28 protein-coding genes are annotated in these 26,800 nt (G+C 69.0%); 20 read left to right on the top strand and 8 right to left on the bottom strand.

Features of this window, described 5'->3' with window-relative positions; all coding sequences use genetic code 11:
- Nucleotides 1-60 precede the first annotated feature (60 nt).
- From E2F49_RS09555 to E2F49_RS09520, 8 genes are all read left to right on the top strand, one after another.
- Nucleotides 61-1,014, top strand: a complete 954-nt coding sequence (locus tag E2F49_RS09555; protein WP_133393690.1) for an acyl-CoA desaturase — start codon at nucleotides 61-63, stop codon at nucleotides 1,012-1,014.
- Entirely contained in the window at nucleotides 1,011-2,309 is a 1,299-nt protein-coding gene (locus tag E2F49_RS09550; RefSeq protein WP_133393689.1) for an NAD(P)/FAD-dependent oxidoreductase, read from the top strand. Before E2F49_RS09555 ends, E2F49_RS09550 begins: the two co-directional genes overlap by 4 nt.
- The gene (locus E2F49_RS09545) at nucleotides 2,306-3,124 is read left to right on the top strand and encodes a DUF1365 domain-containing protein (protein ID WP_133393688.1); all 819 of its coding nucleotides are present in this window, start codon (nucleotides 2,306-2,308) and stop codon (nucleotides 3,122-3,124) included. Before E2F49_RS09550 ends, E2F49_RS09545 begins: the two co-directional genes overlap by 4 nt.
- The gene (locus E2F49_RS09540; RefSeq protein ID WP_133393687.1) at nucleotides 3,121-4,365 is read left to right on the top strand and encodes an SAM-dependent methyltransferase; all 1,245 of its coding nucleotides are present in this window, start codon (nucleotides 3,121-3,123) and stop codon (nucleotides 4,363-4,365) included. Before E2F49_RS09545 ends, E2F49_RS09540 begins: the two co-directional genes overlap by 4 nt.
- Nucleotides 4,362-5,153 carry a DUF1295 domain-containing protein gene (locus tag E2F49_RS09535; protein WP_133393686.1) on the top strand — a complete coding sequence of 264 codons (792 nt, stop codon included), beginning with the start codon at nucleotides 4,362-4,364 and terminating at the stop codon, nucleotides 5,151-5,153. Before E2F49_RS09540 ends, E2F49_RS09535 begins: the two co-directional genes overlap by 4 nt.
- Complete coding sequence (locus E2F49_RS09530) at nucleotides 5,150-6,226, top strand: SAM-dependent methyltransferase (RefSeq protein ID WP_133393685.1); 1,077 nt, start codon at nucleotides 5,150-5,152, stop codon at nucleotides 6,224-6,226. Before E2F49_RS09535 ends, E2F49_RS09530 begins: the two co-directional genes overlap by 4 nt.
- A gap of 36 nt (nucleotides 6,227-6,262) precedes the next feature.
- Complete coding sequence (locus tag E2F49_RS09525; protein ID WP_133393684.1) at nucleotides 6,263-6,853, top strand: lipocalin family protein; 591 nt, start codon at nucleotides 6,263-6,265, stop codon at nucleotides 6,851-6,853.
- A gap of 236 nt (nucleotides 6,854-7,089) precedes the next feature.
- The gene (locus E2F49_RS09520) at nucleotides 7,090-7,485 is read left to right on the top strand and encodes a YbaN family protein (protein ID WP_133393683.1); all 396 of its coding nucleotides are present in this window, start codon (nucleotides 7,090-7,092) and stop codon (nucleotides 7,483-7,485) included.
- Nucleotides 7,486-7,607: 122 nt separating this feature from the next.
- Here E2F49_RS09520 and E2F49_RS09515 read toward each other — a convergent pair whose 3' ends face one another.
- Nucleotides 7,608-8,036 carry a hypothetical protein gene (locus E2F49_RS09515; protein WP_133393682.1) on the bottom strand — a complete coding sequence of 143 codons (429 nt, stop codon included), beginning with the start codon at nucleotides 8,034-8,036 and terminating at the stop codon, nucleotides 7,608-7,610.
- Between the two features lie 12 nt (nucleotides 8,037-8,048).
- Nucleotides 8,049-9,146: a DNA/RNA non-specific endonuclease gene (locus E2F49_RS09510; protein WP_133393681.1), complete on the bottom strand. Its 1,098-nt coding sequence runs from the start codon at nucleotides 9,144-9,146 to the stop codon at nucleotides 8,049-8,051.
- Nucleotides 9,147-9,300: 154 nt separating this feature from the next.
- On the opposite strand from E2F49_RS09510, the gene E2F49_RS09505 reads away from it, so the two are divergent.
- The 9 genes from E2F49_RS09505 (at nucleotide 9,301) to E2F49_RS09465 (ending at nucleotide 15,886) form a co-directional block, all read left to right on the top strand.
- Nucleotides 9,301-9,597, top strand: coding sequence for a hypothetical protein (locus tag E2F49_RS09505; RefSeq protein ID WP_133393680.1), 297 nt, complete (start codon nucleotides 9,301-9,303; stop codon nucleotides 9,595-9,597).
- 37 nt (nucleotides 9,598-9,634) lie between these two features.
- Nucleotides 9,635-10,477 carry a diaminopimelate epimerase gene (gene dapF / locus E2F49_RS09500; protein WP_133393679.1) on the top strand — a complete coding sequence of 281 codons (843 nt, stop codon included), beginning with the start codon at nucleotides 9,635-9,637 and terminating at the stop codon, nucleotides 10,475-10,477.
- A complete protein-coding gene (locus E2F49_RS09495) occupies nucleotides 10,474-11,151 on the top strand; it encodes a DUF484 family protein (RefSeq protein ID WP_133393678.1) in 678 nt (225 codons plus the stop codon). Before dapF ends, E2F49_RS09495 begins: the two co-directional genes overlap by 4 nt.
- Before the next feature lie 11 nt (nucleotides 11,152-11,162).
- Nucleotides 11,163-12,047, top strand: coding sequence for a tyrosine recombinase XerC (gene xerC, locus E2F49_RS09490; protein WP_133393677.1), 885 nt, complete (start codon nucleotides 11,163-11,165; stop codon nucleotides 12,045-12,047).
- Between the two features lie 18 nt (nucleotides 12,048-12,065).
- Nucleotides 12,066-12,464 (top strand): hypothetical protein, encoded by a 399-nt coding sequence (locus E2F49_RS09485; RefSeq protein WP_133393676.1) that lies wholly within the window; start codon nucleotides 12,066-12,068, stop codon nucleotides 12,462-12,464.
- Nucleotides 12,465-12,546: 82 nt separating this feature from the next.
- Nucleotides 12,547-13,098: an ATP-dependent protease subunit HslV gene (hslV, locus tag E2F49_RS09480; protein WP_133393675.1), complete on the top strand. Its 552-nt coding sequence runs from the start codon at nucleotides 12,547-12,549 to the stop codon at nucleotides 13,096-13,098.
- A 118-nt stretch (nucleotides 13,099-13,216) separates the two neighbouring features.
- Complete coding sequence (gene hslU / locus E2F49_RS09475; protein ID WP_133393674.1) at nucleotides 13,217-14,605, top strand: ATP-dependent protease ATPase subunit HslU; 1,389 nt, start codon at nucleotides 13,217-13,219, stop codon at nucleotides 14,603-14,605.
- A 151-nt stretch (nucleotides 14,606-14,756) separates the two neighbouring features.
- On the top strand, nucleotides 14,757-15,113 hold the full coding sequence (locus E2F49_RS09470; protein WP_165971186.1) for a type II toxin-antitoxin system prevent-host-death family antitoxin: 357 nt from the start codon (nucleotides 14,757-14,759) through the stop codon (nucleotides 15,111-15,113).
- A gap of 113 nt (nucleotides 15,114-15,226) precedes the next feature.
- On the top strand, nucleotides 15,227-15,886 hold the full coding sequence (locus E2F49_RS09465; RefSeq protein ID WP_133394090.1) for an ATPase: 660 nt from the start codon (nucleotides 15,227-15,229) through the stop codon (nucleotides 15,884-15,886).
- Between the two features lie 159 nt (nucleotides 15,887-16,045).
- On the opposite strand, the gene E2F49_RS09460 is transcribed toward E2F49_RS09465, so the two are convergent.
- Together E2F49_RS09460 and E2F49_RS09455 are read right to left on the bottom strand one after the other, a co-directional pair.
- Complete coding sequence (locus E2F49_RS09460; RefSeq protein ID WP_133393672.1) at nucleotides 16,046-17,152, bottom strand: HlyD family secretion protein; 1,107 nt, start codon at nucleotides 17,150-17,152, stop codon at nucleotides 16,046-16,048.
- A complete protein-coding gene (locus tag E2F49_RS09455) occupies nucleotides 17,149-18,738 on the bottom strand; it encodes an MFS transporter (RefSeq protein ID WP_243713580.1) in 1,590 nt (529 codons plus the stop codon). Before E2F49_RS09455 ends, E2F49_RS09460 begins: the two co-directional genes overlap by 4 nt.
- A 216-nt stretch (nucleotides 18,739-18,954) precedes the next feature.
- On the opposite strand from E2F49_RS09455, the gene E2F49_RS09450 reads away from it, so the two are divergent.
- Complete coding sequence (locus tag E2F49_RS09450) at nucleotides 18,955-20,130, top strand: DUF1176 domain-containing protein (protein ID WP_165971185.1); 1,176 nt, start codon at nucleotides 18,955-18,957, stop codon at nucleotides 20,128-20,130.
- A 189-nt stretch (nucleotides 20,131-20,319) separates the two neighbouring features.
- On the opposite strand, the gene E2F49_RS09445 is transcribed toward E2F49_RS09450, so the two are convergent.
- A complete protein-coding gene (locus tag E2F49_RS09445) occupies nucleotides 20,320-21,801 on the bottom strand; it encodes a SulP family inorganic anion transporter (RefSeq protein ID WP_208004848.1) in 1,482 nt (493 codons plus the stop codon).
- A gap of 183 nt (nucleotides 21,802-21,984) precedes the next feature.
- A complete protein-coding gene (locus tag E2F49_RS09440; protein ID WP_133393669.1) occupies nucleotides 21,985-22,440 on the bottom strand; it encodes a nucleoside deaminase in 456 nt (151 codons plus the stop codon).
- Nucleotides 22,441-22,575: 135 nt separating this feature from the next.
- Here E2F49_RS09440 and E2F49_RS09435 point away from each other — a divergent pair, with 135 nt between their 5' ends.
- Nucleotides 22,576-24,120: a TerC family protein gene (locus tag E2F49_RS09435; RefSeq protein WP_133393668.1), complete on the top strand. Its 1,545-nt coding sequence runs from the start codon at nucleotides 22,576-22,578 to the stop codon at nucleotides 24,118-24,120.
- A gap of 7 nt (nucleotides 24,121-24,127) precedes the next feature.
- A complete protein-coding gene (ubiE, locus tag E2F49_RS09430; protein WP_133393667.1) occupies nucleotides 24,128-24,889 on the top strand; it encodes a bifunctional demethylmenaquinone methyltransferase/2-methoxy-6-polyprenyl-1,4-benzoquinol methylase UbiE in 762 nt (253 codons plus the stop codon).
- Between the two features lie 131 nt (nucleotides 24,890-25,020).
- Here ubiE and E2F49_RS09425 read toward each other — a convergent pair whose 3' ends face one another.
- Both E2F49_RS09425 and E2F49_RS09420 read right to left on the bottom strand, forming a co-directional pair.
- Nucleotides 25,021-26,091: an HDOD domain-containing protein gene (locus tag E2F49_RS09425; RefSeq protein ID WP_055251546.1), complete on the bottom strand. Its 1,071-nt coding sequence runs from the start codon at nucleotides 26,089-26,091 to the stop codon at nucleotides 25,021-25,023.
- A 74-nt stretch (nucleotides 26,092-26,165) separates the two neighbouring features.
- The gene (locus E2F49_RS09420) at nucleotides 26,166-26,798 is read right to left on the bottom strand and encodes a sensor histidine kinase (protein WP_133393666.1); all 633 of its coding nucleotides are present in this window, start codon (nucleotides 26,796-26,798) and stop codon (nucleotides 26,166-26,168) included.
- Between the last annotated feature and the right edge of the window lie 2 nt (nucleotides 26,799-26,800).

Genomic DNA, 26,800 nt, shown 5'->3' with positions numbered 1-26,800 from the left:
CATGCATCCGGATTTCACGGCAGTGCGTATCTTCTGTATGCCTTGTCCGCAGGAGTTCCCATGCCGAGCGATCCCCGCGCCGCCGTGACCGGCGCGCGCACGTCCCCCGGCGCGCTGCGCCGCTGGTTCGATACCGGCGCGCAGGCGGACCCGATCGGCGAAGGTGACGACCGCATCGACTGGTTGCGGGCGGCGCCGTTCGTGGCCATGCATCTGGCGTGTCTGGCGGTGTTCTGGGTCGGCGCGTCGCCGATCGCCGTCGCCGTGGCGGTTGGGCTGTATGCGGTGCGCATGTTTGCGATCACCGGCTTCTACCACCGCTACTTCTCGCATCGCACCTTCCGCACGTCGCGCGTGGTGCAGTTCGTGTTCGCGCTGATCGGCGCGTCCTGCGTGCAGCGCGGGCCGTTGTGGTGGGCCGCGCATCACCGCAACCATCACCGCCACACCGAGACCGAGCGCGATCCGCATTCGCCGCGCGTGCACGGCTTCTGGTGGAGCCACATGGGCTGGTTCCTGACGCGCGAGGGCTTCCGCACCGACTGGTCGCGCATTCCGGATCTGGCGAAGTATCCCGAGCTGCGCTGGCTCGACCGCTTCGACACGCTCGTGCCGGTGCTGCTGGCAGCGGCGCTGTTCGGACTGGGTGCGCTGCTCGAGCGCGTTGCGCCGGGCCTGGGCACCAGCGGCGGCCAGATGCTGGTGTGGGGATTCTTCATCTCCACCACCGTGCTGTTCCACGCCACGGTGACCATCAACTCGCTCGCGCACCGCTTCGGCAGCCAGCGTTTCGACACCGGTGACGACAGCCGCAACAACCTGTGGCTGGCACTGCTGACCTTCGGCGAAGGCTGGCACAACAACCATCACTTCTTTCCCGGCACCGCGCGCCAGGGCTTCCGCTGGTGGGAGATCGACCTGACCTGGTACGGCCTGAAGCTGATGTCGTGGCTGCGGCTGGTCAGCGATCTCAAGCCGGTGCCGGCCTGGGTGCACGAGAAGGCGCGCGCATGAGCCAGCGCATCGCCGTCGTCGGTTCGGGGATCGCCGGCCTCGCCAGTGCGTGGTGGCTGTCGCATCGCCACGACGTGACGCTGTTCGAGGCCGACACGCGGCTGGGCGGCCACACGCATACGCACGCGGTGCGGATCGGCGGCCGCGAGCTGCAGGTCGACACCGGCTTCATCGTCTTCAACCCGCAGCACTATCCCTTGTTGAGCGGGTTGTTCGCCGCGCTCGGCGTGGAGTCGCAGCCGACGACGATGAGCTTTTCGGTGCACGACGCCGCCAGCGGCCTCGAATACAACGCGACCTCGCTGGACACGCTGTTCTGCCAGCGCCGCAACCTGCTGTCGCCGCGCTTCTGGAGCATGTTGCGCGACCTGCGGCGCTTCTACCGCGAGGCGCCGGCCCTGCTCGAGAGCGACGACGCCGGGCCGACGCTCGGCGCGTACCTGCAGGCCAACGGCTACGGCGCCACCTTCCGCGATCTGCATCTGGTACCGATGGCGTCGGCGCTGTGGTCGTCGCCGGCCACGCGGATTCTCGACTTCCCGGCGCGCTATCTCGTCCAGTTCATGGCCAACCACCACATGCTGCAACTCACCGGGCGACCGGAGTGGCGGGTGGTGCGTGGCGGGTCGTCGCGCTACATCGATGCCCTGCGCGCGCGCTGGTCGGTGGGCGAGCGCGTGGGTTGTCCGGTGCTGTCGGTGCGCCGCGATGCGGCGGGTGTGCAGATCGCGACGGCAGGCGGCAGCGAGCGCTTCGACCAGGTCGTCATGGCCTGCCACAGCGACCAGGCGCTGGCGTTGCTCGACGATGCCGACGTTGCCGAACGCGAGGTGCTGGGCGCGATCCGCTACCAGCACAACGACACCGTGCTGCATACCGACGCCCGTCTGCTGCCACGCGACCGCAAGGCCTGGGCGGCGTGGAATGCGCATGTGCCGGCAATGCCCGGCGAGGCGTGCACGGTCAGTTACTGCATGGACCTGCTGCAGGGCCTCGACAGTCCCGAGCCGCTGGTCGTGACCCTCAACCGCAGCGAGGCGATCGACCCGGCGCGCGTGATCGCGCGCATGCGCTACGCGCACCCGGTGTACGACGCGGCCATGGTCGCCGCGCAGACGCGGCGCGGGGAGATCCAGGGCACGCGGCGGACCTGGTTCGCCGGCGCCTACTGGGGCTGGGGCTTCCACGAGGACGGCATCCGCAGCGCGGCGCAGGTCGCACGCGCGTTCGGGCTCGGGCCGCTGGCGGCAGCCGGCATGGCGGCCACGTCGCCTGCGGTGGCGAGCGCGGCATGACCACGTCGCGCGCACGCGATCCCGTCCCCGCGCCGCTGCACAGCGCGGTCTACGAGGGCGTCGTGCGCCATCGCCGGCACCGGCCGGTGCCGCACGCATTCGAGTATCGCGTGGCGCAGCTGTGGCTGGATCTCGACGAGCTCGACCACGTCTTCGACGGGCGCTGGTTGTGGTCGAGCCGACGTCCGGCGCTCGCGCGCTTCCGCCGTGAGGATTATCTGGGCCCGCCGGAGCTGCCGCTGATCGACGCCGTGCGTGCGCGCGTGCAGGCCGCACTCGGGCGCGCGCCCGAGGGGCCGATCCGGCTGCTGACGCATCTGCGCTACTTCGGGTTCGTCTTCAATCCGGTGAGCTTCTACTACTGCTACCAGGCCGACGGTACGACGCTCGACTGCATCGTCGCCGAGATCACCAACACGCCCTGGAAAGAGCGCCACGCCTACGTCCTGCCGGCCGCCGACGCCGAGCGTCACGGGCGTGCGCTGCAATGGGACTTCGACAAACGCTTCCACGTCTCGCCGTTCATGGCCATGGACCACGGCTACCGCTGGCGCCTGACGCCGCCGGTCGAGGATCTGCACGTGCACATGGATGTCCTGCGCGAGGGCGTGCGCGAATTCGACGCCACCATGACGCTGCAACGGCGACCCTTGGGCGCCGTGTCACTGGCGCGCGTGTTGTGGCGCTATCCGGCGATGACCGCACAGGTCGTGGCCGCGATCCACTGGCAGGCACTGCGCCTGTGGCTCAAACGCAATCCGGTCCACGACCATCCACGCCCTCCGGGCGTCGCCGAACAGGAGCCTTCCCGATGAACCAGATCGCCGCACATGCGGTGCAGCGCGCCTTCGGCCCGCTGGAGCGGCTGCTGCGCGGTCGGCTGGTCGCGCAGTTCGCGCAGCTGCGCGGCGGCGCGTTGCAGTTGGAGGACGCGCAGGGCGTCGAGATGTTCGGCGATCCGCAGGTCCGCCCGGTCCACGTGCGTGTGCGCGACGGCGCCTTCTACCGGCTGGTCGCGGCGAACGGCAGCGTCGGCGCGGGCGAGGCCTACATGGACGGATACTGGGAGTGCGACGACCTCGTCGGCCTTGTGCGTCTGCTGGTGCGCAACCGCGATCTGCTCGACGGCATGGAGACGGGCGTGGCGCGGGTCGGCGGGTGGGCGATGCGCGGCTGGAATGCGTTGCGCAGAAACACGCGCGACGGCAGCCGCCGCAACATCGCCGCGCACTACGACCTCGGCAACGATTTCTTCTCGCTGTTCCTGTCCCCGGACCTCATGTACTCGTCCGCGCTGTTCGAGCGCGACGAGGAGAGCCTTGAAGTCGCCTCCACACGCAAGCTTGACCGCATCTGCGAACTGCTGGCCTTGCGTCCGGGCGACCGGGTGGTCGAGATCGGCACCGGCTGGGGCGGCTTCGCACTGCATGCCGCCCGGCATTACGGCTGCCACGTCACCACGACCACGATCTCGCGCGAACAGCATGCGCTGGCGAGTGCGCGCATCGCCCAGGCCGGCCTGCAGGATCGCGTGACCCTGCTGCTGCAGGACTACCGCGACCTCGAAGGCACCTACGACAAGCTGGTGTCGATCGAGATGATCGAGGCGATCGGCGCGCAGTATCTGGAGACCTACTTCGGCAAGCTCGGCAGTCTGCTCGCGCCCGACGGCATCGCGCTGGTGCAGGCGATCACCATCGAGGACCACCGCTACGTGCAGGCGCGTGATTCGGTGGACTTCATCAAGCGCTTCATCTTCCCCGGCAGCTTCATCCCGTCGATCACGGCGATGCTGCAGGCCAAGACGGCGGCCAGCGATCTGCAGCTGCTGCAGCAGGACGACTTCGGGCCGTCCTATGCACGCACGCTGCGGATCTGGCGCGAGCGTTTCCTCGCGCAGTTGACCGAGGTGCGCCGACAGGGCTTCGACCGGCGCTTCGAGCGCATGTGGGAGTTCTACCTCGCCTATTGCGAAGGCGGTTTCCGGGAGCGTTCGATCGGCGTGTCGCACCTGGTGTTCGGTAAACCCGGGCATGTGCGGATGCGCGCGTCATGAGTCCGTTCTGGAGTCTGCTGCTGGTCTGGCTGCTGGCGGCGATCGCGATGACCGCGGCCTGGCGCTGGCAGAAGACGCGCGACAACGCCGGCATCGTCGATGTGGTCTGGGCCTGCGGCGTCGGCGGCGCGGCGATGCTGGTCGCGCTGCTCGGCGACGGCGCGCCGCTGCCGCGCATCCTGCTCGCGGTGCTCGGTGGCCTGTGGGGCCTGCGACTGGCAACGCATCTATGGAAGCGGGTGCGCGGCGAGGACGAGGACGGGCGCTACGCCTACCTGCGGGACCACTGGAACGGCGACCAGGCGAAGTTCTTCCTGTTCTTCCAGGCGCAAGCCCTGCTGATCGTGCTGTTCGCCGTGCCCTTCGTCGCGGTGGCGGCCAATCCGGTGTCGTCGCTGGGACTGCTGGCCGCGATCGTGGTCTGGCTGATCAGTGTCGGGGGCGAAGCGGTGGCCGATCGCCAGCTCGCCGACTTCCGCGCCGATCCGGCCAACAAGGGCAGGACCTGCCGCGAGGGCTTCTGGCGCTATTCGCGGCATCCGAACTACTTCTTCGAGTGGCTGCACTGGCTGACCTACGTGGTGCTCGCCGCCGGTTCGCCGCTGTGGTGGCTGTCGCTGGCCGGGCCGGTGGTGATGTACCTGTTCCTGCGCTACGTCAGCGGCATTCCCTACACCGAGCAGCAGGCGCTGCGCTCGCGCGGCGAGGACTACCGCGCCTACCAGCGCAGCACGCCGATGCTGTTTCCGTGGTTCCCCAAATCCGACGATCCAGGATCCTCCGCATGAACGCAGTGACCGAACTCGAACGCGACAGCGCAGCGCCCGGCCTGCTCGGCCTGGCCGAACGCGGCCTGGTGCCCGATGCCGCGTTGCGCCTGGGCATCCGCCGCCTGTGCGCGCAACGCCTGTCGGAAGAGGGCACGGGCGGGCTCGAAGCGCAGTCGCAGCGTTTCAGCGCGCTGCTCGATGCGTTGCGCACCAGTGCCGTGGCCATCCACACCGACGCGGCCAACAGCCAGCACTACGAGCTGCCGCCCGAATTCTTCGCGCTGTGCCTGGGCAAGCGCTACAAGTACTCGAGCTGTTACTACCCCACCGGCACCGAGACGCTGGATGAAGCCGAGGCGGCGATGCTGGCGCTCTACGGCCAGCGCGCCGAGCTGGCCGACGGCCAGGACATTCTCGAGCTGGGCTGCGGCTGGGGCTCGCTGACGCTGTGGATGGCCGAGCACTTTCCCAAGGCGCGCATCACGGCCGTCTCGAACTCGCGACCGCAGCGCCTGCACATCGAGGCGCAATGCAAGGCGCGCGGGCTGGACAACGTGCGCGTGGTCACCTGCGACGTGAACCGGCTGGAGCTCGACAGCGACGCCTTCGACCGCGTGGTGTCGATCGAGATGTTCGAGCACATGCGCAATTACCAGATCCTGATGTCGCGCATCGGCACGTGGCTGCGGCCGGGCGGCAAGCTGTTCGTGCACATCTTCGCGCACCGCACGTTGATGTACCCCTTCGAGACCGCCGGCGAAGACAACTGGATGGGTCGCCACTTCTTCACCGGCGGCCTGATGCCCGCGGCCGACACGCTGCTGCATTTCCAGACACGCGACCTGGGCATCGAGCAGCGCTGGCTGCTCGATGGCACGCATTACGAGAAGACCTCCAATCACTGGCTCGCCAACCAGGACCGCAACCGCGATGCGGTGATGCGCGTGCTGGAGCAGGCCTATGGGGCCGAAGGCGCGAAGTTGTGGTTCCAGCGCTGGCGGATGTTCTGGATGTCGTGTGCGGAACTGTTCGGTTACGAGCACGGCCAGCAGTGGCTGGTCGCCCATTACCGGTTCGCACGCGCCGCCTGAGGGCGGCGACGGTGCGGTCACGACAGGAGGTGTGAGATGGCAACCCCGAACCGGCGCTTCGCCGCCGGCCTGATCCTCGCGGGCATCGCCACCGGCATGCTCGCGGCCTGTGGAGGCGGCAACGTGAAGGAACAGATTCCCCCGGTCGACCACGTCGACGTCGCACGCTTCATGGGCGACTGGTACGTCATCGCGCAGATCCCGACGCGCCTCGAGAAGGAGGCCTACGACTCGGTCGAGACCTATACCCTGCGCGACGACGGCAAGGTCGACACGACCTTCCGCTACCGCGACGGGGGCTTCGACGAGGAGATCAAGACCCTGCATCCCACCGGCACCGTCCGCGAGGACACCGGCAACGCGATCTGGGGCATGCAGTTCGTCTGGCCGATCAAGGCCGAGTACGTGATCGTCTACGTCGACGACGACTACCAGCAGACCATCGTCGGCCGCAGCAAGCGCGATTACGTCTGGCTGATGGCCCGCACGCCGTCGATTCCCGAAGCGGACTACGCCGCGCACATGCAGCGCATCCAGGACCTGGGCTACGACCTCTCCAAGATCCGTCGCGTGCCGCAGTCCGCGGCCGACCCGGCGCGCGTGCCGGATGCGCGCAGCATCGAATAACCCGTGATCTTCTCCTTCCCCCGCAAGCGGGGGAAGGTCGGGATGGGGGCGAACCGTCAGGCCTCCTGAAGAACGATCTCAGGACATCGCTGGTCGCGCGATGCCCTTCTGCGTGCGACCCGAGCGTCGCCCACACCCAACCCTCCCCCGCGAGCGGGGGAGGGCTCAAGAGCGTCGGACATCGCTTGGCTTGCTCTGAACCGGTGCATGCAGCGCCACCGCATAGAATGCGCGCCATGCAACGTCGCACGCGCTTCCGCTGGGCCTGGTGGCTGCTGGCCTATGCCAGCCTCGGTCTGGGCATCGTGGGCGTATTCGTGCCGGGCATGCCGACGACGGTGTTCGTGCTGATCGCCGCCTGGGCCGCGGCGCGCGGCTCGGATCGGCTGCATCGCTGGCTGCTCGAGCATCCGCGATTCGGTCCATCGATCCGCGACTGGCAGGCACACGGCGCAGTCAGCCGTCGCGCGAAGTGGATGGCGACCATGACCATGGCCGCCTGCGCGCTCATTCTGCTCGCCCTGATGCTGTTGATTACGGCGCATCGCTGGTGGATGACCGCCTTGCCGATCGCGTGCATGGCCGTTGTGGCGACATGGCTGTGGTTGCGGCCGGAGCCGCCGCGCGTCTGATCCGGATACGGCGCGACGGGTGTCGCTACGCGCTCCCGTCCTGCGGTCGGTATCGTGCTTTGCAGTTGCGTGGGATGGGTCGCGCGCAGCGAAGCCCATCGCCTGGCACATGCAAACCGCGATCAGGGCGCGCCCGTTTCGGCCTTGTAGCGCTCGAGATAATCGCGATAGCGCGTGTCGTTGAGATTGCCCGACAGGCGGTAGGGCGCGGTGTAGGCGAACTGGAAGTCGTAACGCCCGTCGCGCTCGACCACCAGCGTGCTGGTGCTCCAGCTCTGGCCTTTCTGCGCCTGCATGATGCGACCGATCTGTGCGAAGCCGGCCTTGGCTGCCGGCGACAGGCGGAACGAGACCTTTTCCAGCGGACCGTCGCCTTCGCGTGCGATCGCGAACGAGATGCTGCTGGTACGCGGCGCATCGCCGGGCTCGGATTCGAAATCCACGACCAGTCGCAGCCAGTCGCGGTTGCCCCACTCGCCGTCGTTCACATCGCGGACGCTCGCGGCCACTTCGCGCACGGTCTCCGCGTAGGCGGCATTGAGATCATCCATTCGGCGGTCGCATCACTTGTTGGGGAAGGTCTGGTCGATCCAGTCGCCGCCGTCCACGCGATATTCCGCAACGAAGGTGTCGGGGCGATTGGTCGTGTTGCCCGGATTGTATTGGGCGCTCACCCGCATATCCACTTCGTGCCCGGCCTCGGTCAGGCGCGCGAGTTCGTTCTCGAAACGCTTGTAGTCGCCGTTGTTGAGGTTGGGCAGTCCATCGCCGATCGGCTTGCCGTTGCCCGGCACGACGTTCAGGCGATTGGTCGGGCCGGCGAGACGGTCGGCGATGATGTGGAAGCCCACATCGGTCGCGCGGCCTTCGTTGCCGATGTCGCGCTGCAGGCCGGCATCGTTGCGGCCCACCGGTTCCAGGTCCACGCGGCCTTCGGCACGGATCACGCGGGCCTGGTCGTCGGTGGTCCAGCGATAGTTGCCGAATTCGTAGACGGTGTCGGGACGCGCGGCATTCGCGGCGAGGTTGAAGTCGTCCATCGATTCGAACGCCAGCACCGGACGTCCGCCGATCGTGCGATCGGTCTGCGCATCGGCGATGACATCGGCCAGGTCGGTGTCGTCGGCGCCGCGTGCGGAGGTGCGGCCGGCATCGCCGCCATCGTCGGCACGCTCGGCGACGCGCGCGGCATCGGCGGCGGTGTCGGCCGCATCGGCGGCCTTCGCGCCCTTGGCCGCCTTGTCGGCACCCTTGGTGCCGACGACGGCCAGCACCAGTTCGGTCGCGCCGCGGCCGATGGCTTCGCCATAGTTTCCGGCCTGCCAGTCGGCCTTGATGGGGTCGACCACCGCATCGATCAGCAGTCCCGGATTGCGCGCGAGCGTCGAGACCACTTCCGCCGCCGCTTCCATGCGCTCGCCGCCGCGCGCGGCCGACGGCAGCCAGTCCGGCGCGTCGACGCTCTGTCCGCTGACCTGCTCGTACAGCCCGGTGATGCTGTCGACGGCCCAGCCGGTCGGCCCGAGGTCGTAGCCGGTCTTGAGCGCATTGCCGCCCAAGGTCACGACGCCTTCGCCGGTCTCCCAGAGCACCTCGCCGGCGCCCTTGAAGAAACCGCCGGCCTGCGAGGCGGCGTTGCCCAGCCCATCGAGAATGCCCATCGTGCGGTCCTGTCGGCGCGGATACCGGAAGTCTGGGCGGGGTGGCAGGGCCGGACAATCTGGGGCCGACCCCTATGCGCGCTGTCATCGCGCGGTCATCTTCACGCCAACGCCGTTGATGTCGCGCGCCACATGGCGGGCTACACTTCGGCGCATGCACATCCGTCTGATCCCGATCCTCGCCGCCACGCTGCTGGTGTCCGCCTGCGGCAACAAGGCCGACCTGCTGTCGCCCCGCGAAGTGCCGCCGGAGGATCGCGGCCGCTACATCTTCAAATCGTCGATTCCGACCCAGGAACAGCTCGATGCCGAGCAGGATGCCGCCTGGGACGAGGCCGGCGACGATGCGGACGATGTCGATGCCGACGGCATGCGGAACGACGCCACCGACGGAACGCCGCCGCCGGTGCCGGTGATCCGCGACGTGCCCGCCGCCACCGGAACGCCGTGACCCTGCGACCGGTCCGTCTGTTTCCGCGTCCGCGTTGATGTCCGCTACGTCCTCCCTGCGTTTCACCAAGATGCACGGCGCCGGCAACGACTTCGTCGTGCTGGACCTGCGTGGCGACGCCGCACCGCCCGATGCCGAGCTGTGCCGCGCCTTGGCCGACCGCCACACCGGCGTCGGCTGCGATCAGATCCTGACCGTGGAAGCCCCGCGCGCCGCCGGCGCGCTCGCGCGTTACCGCATCTGGAATGCGGACGGTTCCGCCTCGCAGCAGTGCGGCAACGGTGCGCGCTGCGTGGCCGCCTGGCTGGTGCGCGATGGCGCGGGCTCCGATGACTTCGTACTGGAAAGTCCCGCCGGGCTGCACGCGGTCGCGCGCGCGGGCGCGGGCTACCGCATCGCGATGGGCGTGCCCGAGTTCGCGCCGGCGCGCATTCCGACCGCCGGCATCGCCACGCCGCAGGCGCTGTACACGCTGCCGGTCGACGGCATCGGCGACGTCGCGTTCGGCGCGGTGTCGATGGGCAATCCGCATGCGGTGATCGAGGTCGACGATGTCGACACCGCGGAGGTCGCCCGCATCGGTCGCGCGCTGCAGGCCTCGCCGTGGTTTCCCGAATCGGTCAACGTGGGCTTTACGCAGGTGCTCGCGCCCGACCGCATCCGCCTGCGCGTGTTCGAGCGCGGCGTCGGCGAAACCCTGGCTTGCGGCAGCGGTGCCTGCGCGGCGGTCGCGGTGCTCGCGCGTCGCGGTCGCACCGCGCGCAGCGTCGCCGTATCGTTGCCCGGCGGCACCTTGCAGATCGACTGGCCGTCCGACGACGCGACGCTGTCGATGGCCGGCCCGGCCGCATTCGTTTTCGAGGGGGAGTTGTCCAGATGAGCGAGACCACCGAAAAGCTCGGCGCACACGAGGTCGCGGCCTGGCTGCGCCGTCAGCCACGCTTCCTGCAGCAGTTCCCCGATCTCGCCCTCACGCTGGTGGTGCCACGCGAGGACGGCCCGGCCGCGTCGCTGGCGAGCTACCAGCTCGAAGTGCTGCGCGACAAGAACCGCGAGTTGTCCAAGCGTCTGCGCGACCTGTTCGCGATCTCGCAGGAGAACGAAAGGCTCGCGGTGCGCACGCACCAGCTCACGCTCGCGCTGATGCGCCAGTCCGACGCGGCCTCGACGGTGCGCGCGCTGGCCGCGACGCTGGCCGAGGATTTCAACGGCGATCTGGTGCGCATCGTGCTGTTCGCGCCGGTGCCGGGGCTGGATGAAGACTGGTTGCAGATCGTCTCGCGCGACGACCGGCTGCTGCAGCCCTTCGCCGATTGCCTGAAGGACGAAGAGCCGCTGTGCGGTCGCCTGCATCCCGACAAGCAGTCGCTGCTGTACGGCGCGCGTGTCGACGAAGTGCAGTCCAGCGCCCTGCTGCCGCTGGCCGGTATCGGTCTGGTCGCGGTGGGCAGCCGTGATGCCAACCGGTTCTATCCGGGCATGGGCACGCTGTTCCTGCGCATGATGGGCGAGGCCTTCGCGACCGCGATGCGGCGGTTCGAACCCGCCGCCTGACGCCTGCCGTCATGCACGCCGACGTCGACGCGTTCCTGTCGCACCTGCAGGTCGAGCGGCGGATGTCGGCGCACACGCTCGATGCGTACCGCCGCGATCTGGGCGCACTCGTCGACTGGTCGCAGGCGCAGGGTCACGCCGATCTGCGCGGTCTCGATGCCGAGGCCATCCGCGCCTGCATCGCCGCAGGCCATCGCGGCGGCCTGTCGCCCAAGAGTCTGCAGCGGCGTCTGTCGGCGTTTCGCAGCTTCTTCCAGTGGCTGCTCAAGCACGGACACATCGTCGCCAATCCCGCCGCCGGCGTGCGCGGGCCCAAGGCGCCGCGCAAGCTGCCGCAGGTGCTCGACGTCGACGAGGCCGCGCAGCTGGTCGAAGTGCCGGTCGATGCGCCGCTGGGCCTGCGCGACCGTGCGCTGCTGGAACTGTTCTATTCCTCGGGCCTGCGCCTGTCGGAACTGGTCGGTCTGCGCTGGCGCGATCTCGATCTCGCCGCCGGTCTGGTCACCGTGCTCGGCAAGGGCAGCCGCCAGCGCAGCGTGCCGGTCGGCAGCCATGCACTGCGCGCGCTGGGCGACTGGCGCACCGAGAGCGGCGGCGGCAACGACGCACCGGTCTTTCCCGGACGCGGCGGCGGTCCCATCACCGCGCGCGCCGTGCAGATGCGCCTGCGCTTACTCGCGCAGCGCCAAGGCCTGTTCAAGCGCGTGCATCCGCATCTGCTGCGCCACTCGTTCGCGAGTCACGTACTGGAGTCCTCGGGCGATCTGCGCGGCGTGCAGGAACTGCTGGGCCACGCCGACATCGCGACCACGCAGATCTACACGCATCTCGATTTCCAGCACCTCGCCAAGGTCTACGACGCCGCGCATCCACGCGCGAAGCGGCGCAAGGCCTGAATCCTTCCGGAGAAACGCATGAACCTGCGCATCGTCATCGGCCTCGCGGTCTCGGTCTGCCTGCAGATGCTGCTGGGCGTGTTCGCCGCGGCGATGTTTCCGCCGATGCCGTCGGGCGTGGCGCCGGTGACGATGGCGATCCAGGCGGGCGTGATCGCGTTGCTGGCGTCCATCGGCGGCGCGTTCGCGGCGCGGCAACCGTTCATGCGGGCCGCGCTGGTGCTGTGGGCGGTGGGCTGGGTGTCGACCGTGCTCGTGCTGCAGCGTATCGGCGGCGGACAGATTTCGGTCGGCGACGCAGCCGCGGCGAACGCGATGGCGATCGTCCTGTCGGGCATCGCAACCGTGCTGGGCGTGCGCATCGGACGGCGGCTCGACCGGCGCGTGCGCGGCGATGCGGCCGATGCGACCGGCTGACGCAGCGCGCATGGCTTGAACCGGCGTGCCTTGATCCCGCCGGGCGCGGCCCCATCCAGTGGATTCGATCCACGGAGGCCGCATGGACCCCAGCCAGAATCCCAATGTGTTCCACGCCACGACCATCGTTTCGATCCGTCGCGGCGACAAGGTGGTCGTGGCCGGCGACGGCCAGGTCACGCTCGGCCACACCATCATGAAAGGCAATGCGCGCAAGGTGCGGCGCCTGGGCGAAGGCAAGGTGCTCGCCGGCTTCGCAGGCGCGGCCGCCGACGCGTTCACCCTGTTCGAATTGTTCGAGGCCAAGCTGCAGCAGCATGGCGGCCAGCTCGTGCGCGCGGCGGTCGAACTGGTCAAGGACTGGCGGACCGATCGCCGCTACGGAAAGCTCGAAGCCCTGCTCGCGGTGGCCGATGCCGAGACCTCGCTGATCATCAGCGGCAACGGCGACATCATCGAACCCGACGACGGCATCATCGCCATCGGCTCGGGCGGTTCCTATGCGCTGTCGGCCGCACGCGCGTTGCTCGCGCACACCGAACTCGATGCGCGCACGGTCGCGACCGAGGCGCTGAAGATCGCCGGCGACATCTGCATCTACACCAACCGCAACGTGGTGGTCGAGGAGCTGTGATTGGTGATTCGTGATTGGTGATTGGTGATTCGTAACAGCGAACACCTCTCTCGGGTCACGGCACTGCAGCGCTCTTTCGAATCACGAATCACCAATTACGAATCACGGTGTGCCCCTAATGACGAATAACGGCTCTTCCACCATGACCCCGCGCGAGATCGTGCAGGAACTCGACCGCCACATCGTCGGCCAGAACGCGGCCAAGCGCGCGGTCGCGATCGCGCTACGCAACCGCTGGCGCCGCGCGCAGCTCAGTGATGATCTGCGCAACGAGGTCATGCCCAAGAACATCCTGATGATCGGCCCGACCGGCGTCGGCAAGACCGAAATCGCGCGTCGTCTGGCGACGCTCGCCAATGCGCCGTTCGTGAAGGTGGAAGCGACGCGCTTCACCGAGGTCGGCTATGTCGGCAAGGACGTCGAGCAGATCATCCGCGACCTCGCGGACACCGCGGTCAAGCTGTATCGCGAACAGGCCAAGGTGCGCGTGCGCACGCAGGCCGAGGAGCGCGCCGAGGACCGCATCCTCGATGCGCTGCTGCCCAGGCGCGAATCCGCGCAGCCGGGCTTCGGTTTCGGCGCGCAGGCCACCGCGACCGTCGACATTGGCGCCGAACCGTCTTCGAAGGAATCGGAGACGCGGCAGAAGCTGCGTCGCCAGCTGCGCGCCGGGGATCTGGACGATCGCGAGATCGAACTCGAACTCAGCGCCGGGCAGGGCATGGACTTCATGACCCCGCCGGGCATGGAGGAAATGGGCCAGCAGTTGCGGCAGATGTTCGCCAACCTCGGCGGCGGCAAGACCCACAAGCGCAAGCTCACCATCCGCGCCGCGCGTCCGCAGCTGATCGAGGAGGAAGCCGGCAAGCTGGTCAACGAGGACGACGTGCGCGAGGCGGCGATCGAGGCCTGCGAGCAGCACGGCATCGTCTTCATCGACGAGATCGACAAGGTCGCCAAGCGCAGCGAAGGCGGCAGCAGTGGCGCCGACGTCAGCCGCGAAGGCGTGCAGCGCGACCTCTTGCCGCTGGTCGAGGGCAGCACGGTCAGCACCAAGTACGGCTCGGTCAAGACCGACCACATCCTCTTCATCGCCTCGGGCGCGTTCCATCTCGCCAAGCCCAGCGATCTGATTCCCGAGATGCAGGGCCGCTTCCCGATCCGCGTCGAACTCACCGCGCTGACCAAGGAGGATTTCGTCCGCATCCTCACCGAGCCCAAGGCCGCGCTGACCACGCAGTACGTGCAGCTGCTCAAGACCGAAGGCGTCGGGCTGACCTTCGCGCCCGATGCCGTCGACCGGCTCGCCGAGATCGCCGCGCATGTCAACGAGCGTCAGGAGAACATCGGCGCGCGTCGTCTGCACACCGTGCTCGAACGCCTGCTCGACACGCTGAGTTTCGAGGCGCCCGACAAGGGGGGCGAGGTCGTCATCGATCGCGCTTACGTCGATGCGCACCTCGGCGAGCTGGTGAAGGACCAGGACCTGAGCCGCTACATCCTCTGACAATCCGCCGTTCGAGGCGCCGCTGCGCTCGCCGGCTGGCGCGCGCGGTGTCCGCAACGGGCCTTCGGCAGGTTCCGCCGCCGCGCCGGGTTCACGGCGCGGAAAGGGAAAAATGGGTATATTGGCCTCCAGTCCACTGGAGGCCGTGCCCATGTCCGTCGCACCGAAGTTCGATGCCCTCGACGCGCTGCCGCGCACGCCGGCCTCCGACGTCAAGAAGCTGGGCTGGCGCGGGGTCATGAAGTCCGTCGCGCGCGACGGACAGGTGGTGGTGACGAACCACAACACGCCCGAAGCCGTGATCCTCTCGGCCGAAACCTATGACGCCATGCTGCGCGCGCTTGATGCCGCGGCCGCGCCGCAGCGTTCGGCACTGGAAGAACTGCAGGCGAAGTTCGATGCCCGACTGGCCGCATTGCAGGCGGCCGGTGCCGGTGCGCGCCTGCGCGATGTGATGGCGCGGCCGGCCGCGCTGCGCGGCAAGGTCAAGGCCGGCGCCTCGCATTGAGTCCGCGCGCGCGTCCCGGCGGGCGGCGCAAGCCGGGCGCGCCGCCGCCACGTACGCCTGCGGCCGCACCGGTGACCCGTTCGCGCAAGCGGGGTGCCGCGCACGGCGCGATCGTGCACGAGCAACTCCCGCGTCCGGTGCTGTTCGTGCTCGCTGGCGTCAACGGCGCCGGCAAGAGTTCGATCGGCGGCCACCTGCTCGCGCAGGCCGGCATGACCTGGTTCAACCCCGACGACTTGGCGCGCGAACTGGCCGCACGCACCGGCTGCGCCATGGCCGAGGCCAACGCCGCCGCATGGCAGGAAGGCATGCGCCGGCTCGATGTCGCGCTGGCCGGCGGCCACGACCACGCCTTCGAGACCACCCTGGGCGGCAACACCGTGCCGGCGAGGATCGCCGAAGCCGCGCGCACCCACGACGTATTGATGTGGTTCTGCGGACTGTCGTCGGCCGAGCAGCACATCGGCCGCGTGCGCGCACGCGTCCAGGCCGGTGGGCACGACATACCCGAGGCGCAGATCCGCGCGCGCTGGACCCGCGCGCGGGAGAACCTCGTTGCGCTGATGCCGCATCTGGCGCATCTGCGGGTCTACGACAACAGCGTCGAGGTCGCGCGCGGCAAACCGGTGCCGGACCCGGTGCTGCTGCTGGAGATGGTGGACGGGCACCTGGTGTATCCGGCCGCGGACGATGCCGACGCGCTGGGAGCGATGCCGGCGTGGGCGCAGCCGCTGATGGAGGCGGCGTTGATGGGCGCTGACGTGCGTCGCTGACGCCAGATCCTCGCCTTTCGTCATTCCAGCGACTCTCAGAAGACGAATGTCTGGTCCTGCTGGAATCTCTCGCCTCGTCATTCCAGCTTCCGCTGGAATGACGGAACCCGGGCGGCAAAGCGTCACGCTAACTCGCCGCTAGTCGGAAGGCATCTCCGGTCACTCCCGCACTTCCCCCGCCGTATCCACCGACACCACCACCGACATGCCCGGCCGCAGTCGCGCCGCGAGTGGCTGGTCGCGATCCACAGCGATGCGCACCGGGATGCGCTGCGCGATCTTGACGAAGTTGCCGGTGGCGTTGTCCGCCGGCAGCACGCTGAATTCCGAACCGGTCGCCGGCGAGATGCGCTCGACGCGCCCGGTCAGCGTCGCGCCGCCGAGCGCGTCGACGGTGAAGCGCGCCGGCTGGCCGACGCGCATGTCGACCATCTGCGTTTCCTTCATGTTCGCCAGCACCCAGACGTCGGCCGGCACCACCGCCATCAGCTGCGTGCCGGCGTTGACCAGCGCGCCTTCGCGCACGGTCACCTGGCCGAGCAGGCCGTCCTCGGGCGCGACGATGCGGGTGTTGTCGAGGTCGATCTTCGCCAGCGCGACGGCGGCTTCCGCGCTCGCGACCGCGGCTTCGAGACTGTCGCGATTGACGTCGACGCTGCGCGCGTCCTGTTCGGAGATCTGCAGCGCCGCGCGCGCCTGTGCGGCCGCGGCCCGGGCCTGCGCGTTGTTGGCGCGGGCGAGGTCGGCGTCGTGGGCGGAGATCAGCTTCTGCGCGGCCAGTTGTTCGATACGGCGCAGGTCGACCGCGGCGACGTCGGACTGCGCGCGCGTCGCGGCGATGTCGGCCGCGCTGCGGGCAATGCCCGCTTCGGCGCTGCGGCGCGACTGCGAAGCATTCGCCAGCGCGGCCTGCTGGATGCGCAGGTTGGCCTGCGCCTGTTCGTAGCGCTGGGTGTAGATGCGGTCGTCGATCGTCGCCAGCAGCTGGCCCTTCTTGACCGCCTCGAAGTCCTGGACCGCGACGTGGGTGACGTAACCGCTGACCTGCGGGGCGATCAGGGTCACGCGGCCCCGGACCGTCGCGTTTTCGGTGCTCTGCACGCTGCTGCCGAACGGCGGCAGGCGCCAGGCGTACAGCACCAGCAGCACACCGACCAGCGCGACCGCGGCGAAGGCGGCGATCTGCAGCGTTCGACGGCGGCGCGAGGGCGCGGCCGGCTGCTCGGCGGGCGGTGGCGTGACGGGCGTGGGTGCGGGCGTACTCATGCAGGGTCCGGTGTTGCGGTCGGGGACGGCGCGCGCAGGCGCGCCCAGATCCGTGAGGTGATGATCCACGCCAGCGTGCAGAACGCGATGAAGGCGATCAGCAGGAAGACGTCGTTGTAGGCCAGCACGTTGGCTTCGCGCGTAGCCGCGCTGCCGAGCGCGCGCACCGCCAGCGCGTTGCGCAGGGCGGGGTCGGCGACCGTCGCGGCGTAGCCGTTCGCAGTCGCCTGCACGCGCGCGGCGACCAGCGGGTCGAGCAGGGTCAGGTGCTCGGTCAACACGCTGGAGTGGAACTTCTCGCGCATGGTCTGGAACGTGCCCAGCAGCGCCGAGCCCAGCAGGCCGCCGAGGTTCTGGGTCATGCCGAACAGCACGATGAAGCTGATCAGGTTGCGCGGCTGGCTGATCACCGGGCCGATGCCGGCGATCAGCATCGGGCCGAGGAAGAACGTGCTGCCGAAGGCGAGCAGGAACTGGCTGACGTACATCTGTTCGGGGCGCGTGGCGCTGGTCGCCTGCGCGTCCATCAGCGCGCCGGTCATCATCAGCGCCAGCGAAATCAGCACCGGTTGCCAGGTGTTGGCCGGGTCGATCGTCAGCGCACTCGTCGCCAGGCCCGCGACGCTGCCGATCAGCACGATCACGAACAGCATGCGCATCTGCTCGTTGCCCAGGCCCAGCGCCTGCAGGAAGCCGACCGCGCCGGTCGCCTGTTCCGACAGCACGATGCGGATCAGTACGATCGCCAGCGCCAGCCGCAGCATCGAACCCGTCGCCAGCCAGCGCGTGTTGAGCAGCGGGCGTGCGCGGAGATGCTCGATCGCGATCGCCGCCGTCACCAGTGCGAACGAAGCCGCCAACGCCCAGCCGAGCCACGCGGTCTCCGTCCACCAGGCCAGGCGCCCCTGCGCGAGCACCGCAGTCAGCAGCGCGATGCCGGGCGCGAACAGGGCGAAGGTCAGGAAGTCCAGCGGCTCGAAGGCCTTGTGGCGATCGCCCGGCGGCAGTTTGAGCAGCAGCACGCAGCCCAGCGCGAGCAGCGCGAGACCCAGTTCGAACATGTACAGCCCGCGCCATTCGCCGAACTCCAGCAGATCGGTCGAGAACACGCGCGCCAGCGGCAGCGCCAGCTGCGCGATACCCAGACCGATTACCAGCCCGCGCAGGCGATGCTTCTGCGGGAACGCCTGCAGCATGTAGTACAAGCCCAGCGTATTGAGCGCCGCGCCGGCGATCCCGTGGCCGGCGCGCACCGCGATCGCCGAGCCCAGATCGTTGACGAACAGATGCGCCAGCGTGATCAGCGCGTACAGCACCAGGAAGGCCTCGGTGAACAGCCGCAGGCCGAACTGCTGGCGGAATTTCACCAGCAGGATGTTCATCGACACGTTGGTCATCACATAGGCCGCCGGCAGCCACGCGACTTCCGAGGCATAGGCGCCCAGCGCGCCCTGCAGGTTCAGCAGGTTCGCGGTGACCAGCGCATTGCCGAGGCCACCGGTCATGGCGATCACGAAGCCGACCAGACCGTAGGCGATGCGCCGCCGCGTGGAATGCAGCGGCGTCGAGGGCGAGCCGGGCATCATCGGCCGCTCGTGCGGCGCCCAGTCGCGCGGGGCGTAGCGGTCGCGTCGGGCCACGGGCGAAGGGGACGGGTCACGCGACATGCGGGCAGTCTGGACCTGCCGCCGTGGAGCGGCAATTCACCTGCTGCACCGGTGTGTCGCAGCCCCGGGCGACGCAACGCAATGTTGCAGGCGCGGCGCGCAGACTGTGCGCAGCCCATCCCGGACCCGTCCCGCATGTCCCATCCCCTTGCGCTCCGCCCGATCTCCCTGCTGTGCGCCGCGTTGCTCGTCGCCTGTGCACCGGATACGCCATCCATGCCGGAAGCGACCCCGACCGACACTGCGCAGCCGCCCGATGCGCCGGCCACCGTCACCGCCGAAGCGCCCGCGGCCACGCCGGATGCCCAGCCGCTGTACCGCCAGCTGCGCGATTTCACCGTGGCCTGCGACAACGGCCTGCGCTGCGAAATCCTCGGCGTCTCCGACGACGGCAACTTCGGCCTCGTGCTGCGGCTGCGTCGCGATGCCGGCGCGGACGGCGCGCAGCAGTTGCGCCTGGAAAGCCAGGGCGGCGCGGTGATGGCGGAGGCCCTGCGACTCGACGGCAGGGTGCAATCCGCGCTGCGGGACTTGCCGTGGCAGGTCGACGACGCGGATGCGCTGGTCCTCGACGACGGTGCGGCGATCGCGCGCTTCATTGATCTCGTCGGCGACGGCACGCAGCTGACGAGTGGCGACGGCGACGGCGCACGCGCGCTGTCACTCGCCGGGCTGCGCGCGGCCCTGCTGCTGGTCGACGAGCAGCAGCAGCGGCTCGATACGCCCGACGCCTGGCAGCGGCGTGGCGAGCGCGACACCGCGGCGGTGCCGGCAGCGCCTGTCTTGCCGCGCCCGGTGGCAGCGCCCGCGCCCGCGGCGCTGTCGGACGCGGATGCGGCACGTCTCGTGCGCACGGTGCGCGAGGCCTCGGCCGACGTGCTGCGCGCGGCGGACTGCGATGCGCCGCGCGAGGGCTTCGACATCCGCGACCAGGACGAGGCACAGCCGCTCGATGCGACGCACGCACTGGTGCTGACCGCCTGCTACAGCGGCGCGTACCAGACCTCCAGCCTGGTGTTCCGCGTGGGCCGCGACGGCCGCGACATCACCCGCGTCGTGCCGCCGTCGCCACCGCATCTGGGCGACGTGCAGGCGATGCCCGAATTCGCGCTGCTGACTAGTGCCGGCTACGACCCCGCGACCGCAACGCTGTCGCACTTCGCCAAGGGACGCGGCCTGGCCGACTGCGGCGAGTCGGCGCACTGGGTCTTCGACGGCGAACGCTTCGTGCTCAGCGGCTACGCCGCGCTGCGTCGCTGTGGTGGCGCGGCGCCGGGCGACTGGCCGACCTTGTGGCGAAGCGCGGAGTAGGAAGTCGGACTGCAGGCTTGAGCCCTTCCTCGTAGAACGGGGAAGGGTTGGGTGGGGGCAAACCGTCAGAGCAAGCGACTTCCGGACCAAGCGGCATACAAATGCGGGTCGCCGTCTTTCGCATCGATCTGATCGTTCGCCCCCTCCCAACCCTCCCCCGCATTGCAGGGGAGGGCTCAAGAGCAACGATCAGTGCCCGGACGGCGCGCTCGCGCCCGGCTTGTCGTGCACACCCAGCCGTTCGACCAGCGTTGCGCTCGCCGCATTGAGGCCCAGCACCTCGACCTCGACGCCACGCGCGCGCAGCTTCATCACGACGGTGTCGAGTGCGCCGATCGCGCTGAGATCCCAGAAGTGTGCGTGCGTCAGATCAATGACGACGCGCGGCACGCGTTCGAGCAGGTCGAAGGCATCGCCGAACGCGTTGGCCGAGGCGAAGAACACCTGGCCGCGCACGACGTAATGGCGCGTGCCGTCGGCATCCAGTGCGTCCTCCACATCGAGCAGCCGACCGACCCGGCGTGCGAAGAACAGCGCCGACAGCAGCACGCCGGTCAGCACCCCCTTGGCGAGATCGTGCGTGGCCACGGTCACCGCGACGGTGGCGAGCATGACCACGCTGGACCCGGGCGGGTGCCGGCGCAGGTCCACAAGCGAGCGCCAGCTGAAGGTGCCGATCGACACCATGATCATCACCGCCACCAGCACCGCCATCGGAATCATGCCGACCCACGACCCGGCGAAGACCACCAATGCCAGCAGCACGGTGCCGGCGACCAGCGACGACAGTCGTCCGCGGCCGCCGGATTTCACGTTGATCACCGACTGGCCGATCATCGCGCAGCCGGCCATGCCGCCGAGGAAGCCGGTGACGATGTTGGCCGTGCCCTGGCCGACGCATTCGCGATGTTTGTCGCTCGGCGTGTCGGTCATGTCGTCGACGATGCGCGCGGTCAGCAGCGATTCGAGCAGGCCGACGACGGCCAGCGTCGCCGAGACCGGGAACACGATGCGCAGCGTCTCCCACGTCCACGGCACGTCCGGCAGCAGGAACACCGGCAGACTGTCGGGCAATGCGCCCATGTCGGACACCGTGCGCACGTCGAGTCCGGTCGCGGCGACGAACACCGTGCCCAGCACGATCGCCACCAGCGGTGACGGCACCGCACGCGTCACCCGCGGCAGTAGATAGATGACCGCCAGACCCGCCGCGCACAGCGCGTAGACCGTCCACGGCATGCCGATCAGTTCGGGCAACTGCGCCATGAAGATCAGGATCGCCAGCGCGTTGACGAAGCCGGTGATGACCGAGCGCGATACGAAGCGCATCAGCGAGGCGAGCTTGAAGAGGCCGGCGAGGATCTGCAGTGCGCCGGCCAGTACCGTGGCGACCAGCAGGTATTGCAGGCCGTGGTCGCGGACCAGTGTGACCATCACCAGCGCCATCGCGCCGGTGGCGGCGGAGATCATCGCCGGGCGGCCGCCGACGATGGCGGTGACCACGGCGATGGAGAACGACGCGTACAGACCGACGCGCGGATCGACGCCGGCGATGATCGAGAACGCGATCGCTTCGGGAATCAGCGCGAGCGCGACGACGAGACCGGCGAGCACGTCGCCGCGGATGTTGCCGAGCCATTGCTGGCGCAGCGGAATCGAATGGGGATGCATGGGGATGCCCTGAAGGCCGGGCACGGCGTGCCCGACGCGATGACGACGCAGGTGGCGGCACAGCGCAGCGACGCCCGGATCGAGGGGCGGCGCGGTCGTGCGCTATGGTGGCGTGGTCGTCATCAGGCCGGGGCAGGTCGCGGAAGGCGCGCAGTCTAGCGCGGCAGACGTCCGGGCTGGCGCTCACGCTTCGCCGATGTCCTCGTTCCAGACCTCGGGATGCGCGGCAACAAAGCTGCCGAGCAGTTCGATGCACTCGCTGCTCTGCAGGTCGATGACCTCGACGCCACTCTCGCGCAGCCAGTCGATGCCGCCCTGGAAGGTCTGCGATTCGCCGACGACGACGGTGCCGATGCCGAACTGGCGCACCAGGCCGCTGCAGTACCAGCAGGGCGCGAGGGTGGTGATCATGATGGTGTCGCGGTACGAACGCTGGCGACCCGCCTTGCGGAAGGCGTCGGTTTCGCCGTGCACCGACGGATCGCCTTCCTGCACACGGCGGTTGTGCCCGCAGCCGAGCAGACGACCGTCCTGGTGGTAGAGCGCGGCGCCGATCGGAATGCCGCCTTCGGCCAGGCCCTGTCGGGCTTCGGCGATCGCGGTGTCGAGCAGGGCGCGGTAGTCGGGCGTGGCGATCATGTGGGTGGCCGGTACGAACGGGCCTGCGAGTCTGCCTGTCGCATCGGTCGCGGTCGAGCGTGAGACGCATCGGCGAATTCTTAACGAACGCGTGGCAGAATCGCCGGCCCCCCAGGATGCGATGCAAGAACACCTATGGAATGGCTGTCCGACCCCACGATCTGGATGGGGCTGGCGACCCTGGTAGTCCTCGAGATCATTCTCGGCATCGACAACCTGGTGTTCATCGCGATTCTCGCCGACAAGCTGCCGCCGGAGCAGCGCGACAAGGCCCGCATCATCGGCCTGTCGCTGGCGCTGCTGATGCGCCTGGTCCTGCTGGCGCTGGTGGCGTGGATCGCCGGTCTGGTCACGCCGCTGTTCTCGCTCTGGGGCAACGAATTCTCCGGACGTGATCTGATCCTGCTGGTCGGCGGCGTGTTCCTCTTGTTCAAAGCCACGATGGAGCTGCACGAGCGGCTCGAGGGGCACCAGAGCCAGACGAACACCAAGCGGGTCTATGCGTCGTTCGGCGTGGTGCTGACGCAGATCGTCGTGCTCGACGCGGTGTTCTCGCTCGACTCGGTGATCACCGCAGTCGGCATGGTCGAGCACCTCGGCGTGATGTATGCGGCGGTCACCATCGCGATGGCGGTGATGCTGCTCGCCAGCAAGCCGTTGACCAACTTCGTCAACAAGCACCCCACGGTCGTCGTGCTGTGCCTGGGCTTCCTGCTGATGATCGGTTTCAGCCTAGTCGCCGAGGGCCTGGGCTTCAAGATTCCCAAGGGCTATCTGTACGCGGCGATCGCGTTCTCGATCCTGGTCGAGGCCTTCAACCAGTGGTCGCGCTTCAATCGCGAGCGCCATGCGCAGCAGCTGCCGTTCCGCCAGCGCACGGCCGATGCGGTGCTGCGCCTGCTCGGCACGCGGCCGACGGCCGCCGACGAGGACGGCACGATCGAAATGCCGCAGGGCGAGGGCGAAGAACGTCTCGAGGCCGCCGAGCACGACATGATCCGCAGCGTGCTCACGCTGGCCGAGCGGCCCGTGTCGAGCGTGATGACGGTGCGCAGCGATCTGGAATGGATTGATGCGACCCGCGGCATCGAACATGCCACGGCGCGTCTGGTCGAATCGCCGCACACGCGCCTGCTGGTCTGCGATGGTGAGCTGGACCAGTTGCTGGGCATCGTGCAGAGCGGCGATCTGCTGTCGAGCGTGCTGCAGGGCCGCGCGCTGAACGTCACCGACTTCGTCCGCGAACCGCTGGTCGTGCCCGAAGGCACGTCGACGCTGCGCGTGCTCGAGCAGATCCGCGCGCATCCGATTCCGCTGGCCGTGGTCGTCGACGAATACGGCAGCATCGAGGGCATGGTGACCGCCAATGACCTGCTGGCGACGATCGCCGGCGATCTGGTCGACACCCAGGACGCGGACTACGGCGCCAGCCGTGGCGAGGACGGCACCTGGCTGGTCGATGCGTCGATGTCGCTGCATGACCTGGAGCAGAGCACCGGCATCGCATTGCCGCGCGATGCGACCTACGTGACGCTGTCGGGCCTGGTGCTGCACCTGCTCGACCGCATGCCGGTTGAAGGCGACGAGGTCACGGTGGGCAGCTACGTCCTGACCGTCGATTCGCTGGAGCGCCGGCGCGTGGGCAAGCTGCGGATCGCCTCGACACCGGATGAGGGATAATCGGCGCATGAGCGACGAATCCAGCAAGCCCGGCACCACTCACTTCGGTTTCCGCGACGTCCCCACCGGGGAGAAGCAGAAGCTGGTCGGCGAGGTGTTCTCCTCGGTCGCAGGCAACTACGACCTGATGAACGACCTGATGAGCCTCGGCATCCATCGGGTGTGGAAGCGCTATTTCGTGTCCACCGCGCAGGTGCGCACCGGCGACCGCGTGCTCGATCTCGCCGGCGGCACCGGCGACATCGCCGCGCTGCTGAAGTCGCGCGTGGGTGAATCCGGCGAGCTGGTGCTCGGCGACATCAATGCCTCGATGCTGCGCGTGGGTCGCGACCGCATGACCGACCGCGGCAATGTCCGCGGTTTCGAGTACGTGCAGTGCAATGCCGAGACGCTGCCGTTCCCCGATGCCAGCTTCGATCTGGTGACGATCGCCTTCGGCCTGCGCAACGTGACCGACAAGGACGCCGCGCTGCGCGAGATGCTGCGCGTGCTCAAGGTCGGCGGCCAGGCGCGCGTGCTCGAGTTCTCGGCGGTCAAGGCTGACTGGTTCAAGCCCATCTACGATTTCCACTCGTTCCAGATCATGCCGCGCCTGGGCAAGCTGTTCGCGCGCGACAGCGAGAGCTACCAGTACCTGTCCGAATCGATCCGCAAGCATCCGCCGCAGGACGAACTGAGGGGCATGATGGAAACGGCCGGCTTCGCGCGCTGCAAGTACCGCAATCTGAGCGGCGGCATCGTCGCGATCCATGACGGGTTCAAGGCCTGAGGCAACCCGTCGCCCCAGCGGACGCTGGGGCCCATTTTCGCGGTAAAGCCGAGAATCGAGATGGGCCGCAGCTTTCACTGGGGCGGCGGTGATGCAATCCGTCGGAACCGCTGCGCGATGCGCAGATGGCCTTATGCCGCAGCCCCGCCCCCATCCGCCGGCGACGCCGCGGCGAGCGCGCGCCATTGCGGCATCAGGTGCAGGGCACCGACGCGCTGCAGATACTCGTGATCGACCTCAGTGCCGTTGACCAGGGCCGAGGCCACGTGGACGGCGCCGGTGATCCAGAACGCGCCCGACATGCGCGTCGGGTGCTGGTGATAGGCGACCGCTTCCACGATCGGCGTCGGCAGACCCCACAGCCCCAGCAGATACGCGCCCGCGTAGCTGTGCGGCACGTCGCTCAGCGCCTCGCGCGGCAGCAGGCGGCCGACGTCGGCGAGCAGGCCGGCGGTGGCGGCCACACCTGCGCCGCTGCCCGGCAGGATCTGCGAGGCCAGCCACGAGGTGCGCAGCGCGCGCTCGCGCATGCCGTCCATGTCGGCGCCCGATGCGAACACTTCGCTGGCGAGCACCAGCCGGCGCAACGCGTCCTGGCCGAGGCGCACGACCGCGGTGCGCAGGTCGCCGATCTCGCGCCCGATCGCGTAGTAGGCCGAGTTGCTCAGGCGCAGCACGCGCGCGGCCAGTGCCGGGTCCTGGGCGATGATCGCGGTGATCGCGTGCGTGCTGACGTCGGGGTCGCGCAACAGACGGGTCAGGGCGAGGTACTGCTTGGGCGCCGAGGGCAGCGCACCGACGCGTTCGATCGCGCGCTTGAGCTGCGGGTCGTCGAGCAGCACCTGCAGGTCGAGCACGCCGCGCACCGCTTCGATCACCGTGCGCGCGTCCAGCGGTTCGGGCAGTACGCGATGCGCGTGTTCCAGTGCGTCGACGGCGCGCGCGTTGTCGCCCGCTTCCATCAGCACGATGCGCACCGCATGCGGCTGGCGCACGCGCACCTCGTCGAGCAGCAGGCGGCAGCGGCTCCAGCCGCTGTCGGCAGTGCACACCAGGGCGTCGGGTTGCAGGTCGCCGGCCGAGCCGGTGGCGGCGTCGTCGAGCGGCAGCCAGCTGACCTGCCAGTCCAGTCCGCGCGCGGCGATCGCGTCCTGCAGATGCGCGACCTCGTCGCCGTGTTCCCAAGCTACGACCAGATGCACGTCGACGTCCTGTGTGGGTTTGAAGGGGGCGGATGATAGCAACGCCGCGCAGCCGCGCCGCGGCGGTCGCGCGCTCAACCGGTGCCGGCGTCCAGCGGCAATTGCAGTACGATGCGCGTGCCCGACGGCGACGAGACTTCGTCGAAACCGAGCTGCACCAGCGCTGCGCGTTCGCGCATCGCGGTGCGGCCGAATCCGGGCGCCATCGACAGGTCATGGCCGTGGCCGTCGTCGGTGATCGACAGCACCAGCGTGTCGCCCTGGCGGAACAGCTCGAGGCGCACGCAGCGCGCGCCGGCGTGGCGCAGCGCATTGCCCAGCGCTTCCTGCGCGATGCGGTAGGCGGCGATCTCGGCCTCCGGCGTCGCTCTGGGCAGGTCGGCGTCGGCATCGAAGCGCACGTCGACATCGCCACGCGGCACGTCGTCGGCGAGTCCCTGCAGTGCGGCCGGCAGGCCGTGGCTGGCGAGCAGCGGCGGGTGCAGGCCGTGCGCGACCGCGCGCACGCGTGCGAGTGCGGCTTCGGTCAAGACGACGACGTCGTCGGCGAGGGTTTCGCGCGGGTCTTCGCCGAGCGCTTCGGACAGCGTGCGCGCACTCATGCGCAGCGCGCTGAGGATCTGCCCGAGGTCGTCGTGCAGGTCGCGGGCGAGCGCGCGCCGTTCGGCGTCGATGCGGTCCATCCAGTCGGGCGCGCGCTGTGTCATGG

It is taken from the genome of Luteimonas terrae, assembly GCF_004358165.1.
GTDB classification, from domain to species: Bacteria; Pseudomonadota; Gammaproteobacteria; order Xanthomonadales; family Xanthomonadaceae; genus Luteimonas; species Luteimonas terrae.
The sequence above is the reverse complement of the archived record's forward strand: the minus strand, read 5'-3'. Positions and strand labels throughout refer to the sequence as shown.

Bases quoted from the DNA above. Each gene is read 5' to 3' on its own strand.
- E2F49_RS09555 (WP_133393690.1), top strand. From the start codon at position 61: ATGCCGAGCGATCCCCGCGCCGCCGTGACCGGCGCGCGCACGTCCCCC.
- E2F49_RS09550 (WP_133393689.1), top strand. From the start codon at position 1,011: ATGAGCCAGCGCATCGCCGTCGTCGGTTCGGGGATCGCCGGCCTCGCC.
- E2F49_RS09545 (WP_133393688.1), top strand. From the start codon at position 2,306: ATGACCACGTCGCGCGCACGCGATCCCGTCCCCGCGCCGCTGCACAGC.
- E2F49_RS09540 (WP_133393687.1), top strand. From the start codon at position 3,121: ATGAACCAGATCGCCGCACATGCGGTGCAGCGCGCCTTCGGCCCGCTG.
- E2F49_RS09535 (WP_133393686.1), top strand. From the start codon at position 4,362: ATGAGTCCGTTCTGGAGTCTGCTGCTGGTCTGGCTGCTGGCGGCGATC.
- E2F49_RS09530 (WP_133393685.1), top strand. From the start codon at position 5,150: ATGAACGCAGTGACCGAACTCGAACGCGACAGCGCAGCGCCCGGCCTG.
- E2F49_RS09525 (WP_133393684.1), top strand. From the start codon at position 6,263: ATGGCAACCCCGAACCGGCGCTTCGCCGCCGGCCTGATCCTCGCGGGC.
- E2F49_RS09520 (WP_133393683.1), top strand. From the start codon at position 7,090: ATGCAACGTCGCACGCGCTTCCGCTGGGCCTGGTGGCTGCTGGCCTAT.
- E2F49_RS09515 (WP_133393682.1), bottom strand. From the start codon at position 8,036: ATGGATGATCTCAATGCCGCCTACGCGGAGACCGTGCGCGAAGTGGCC.
- E2F49_RS09510 (WP_133393681.1), bottom strand. From the start codon at position 9,146: ATGGGCATTCTCGATGGGCTGGGCAACGCCGCCTCGCAGGCCGGCGGT.
- E2F49_RS09505 (WP_133393680.1), top strand. From the start codon at position 9,301: ATGCACATCCGTCTGATCCCGATCCTCGCCGCCACGCTGCTGGTGTCC.
- dapF (WP_133393679.1), top strand. From the start codon at position 9,635: ATGTCCGCTACGTCCTCCCTGCGTTTCACCAAGATGCACGGCGCCGGC.
- E2F49_RS09495 (WP_133393678.1), top strand. From the start codon at position 10,474: ATGAGCGAGACCACCGAAAAGCTCGGCGCACACGAGGTCGCGGCCTGG.
- xerC (WP_133393677.1), top strand. From the start codon at position 11,163: ATGCACGCCGACGTCGACGCGTTCCTGTCGCACCTGCAGGTCGAGCGG.
- E2F49_RS09485 (WP_133393676.1), top strand. From the start codon at position 12,066: ATGAACCTGCGCATCGTCATCGGCCTCGCGGTCTCGGTCTGCCTGCAG.
- hslV (WP_133393675.1), top strand. From the start codon at position 12,547: ATGGACCCCAGCCAGAATCCCAATGTGTTCCACGCCACGACCATCGTT.
- hslU (WP_133393674.1), top strand. From the start codon at position 13,217: ATGACGAATAACGGCTCTTCCACCATGACCCCGCGCGAGATCGTGCAG.
- E2F49_RS09470 (WP_165971186.1), top strand. From the start codon at position 14,757: ATGTCCGTCGCACCGAAGTTCGATGCCCTCGACGCGCTGCCGCGCACG.
- E2F49_RS09460 (WP_133393672.1), bottom strand. From the start codon at position 17,152: ATGAGTACGCCCGCACCCACGCCCGTCACGCCACCGCCCGCCGAGCAG.
- E2F49_RS09455 (WP_243713580.1), bottom strand. From the start codon at position 18,738: ATGATGCCCGGCTCGCCCTCGACGCCGCTGCATTCCACGCGGCGGCGC.
- E2F49_RS09450 (WP_165971185.1), top strand. From the start codon at position 18,955: ATGTCCCATCCCCTTGCGCTCCGCCCGATCTCCCTGCTGTGCGCCGCG.
- E2F49_RS09445 (WP_208004848.1), bottom strand. From the start codon at position 21,801: ATGCATCCCCATTCGATTCCGCTGCGCCAGCAATGGCTCGGCAACATC.
- E2F49_RS09440 (WP_133393669.1), bottom strand. From the start codon at position 22,440: ATGATCGCCACGCCCGACTACCGCGCCCTGCTCGACACCGCGATCGCC.
- E2F49_RS09435 (WP_133393668.1), top strand. From the start codon at position 22,576: ATGGAATGGCTGTCCGACCCCACGATCTGGATGGGGCTGGCGACCCTG.
- ubiE (WP_133393667.1), top strand. From the start codon at position 24,128: ATGAGCGACGAATCCAGCAAGCCCGGCACCACTCACTTCGGTTTCCGC.
- E2F49_RS09420 (WP_133393666.1), bottom strand. From the start codon at position 26,798: ATGACACAGCGCGCGCCCGACTGGATGGACCGCATCGACGCCGAACGG.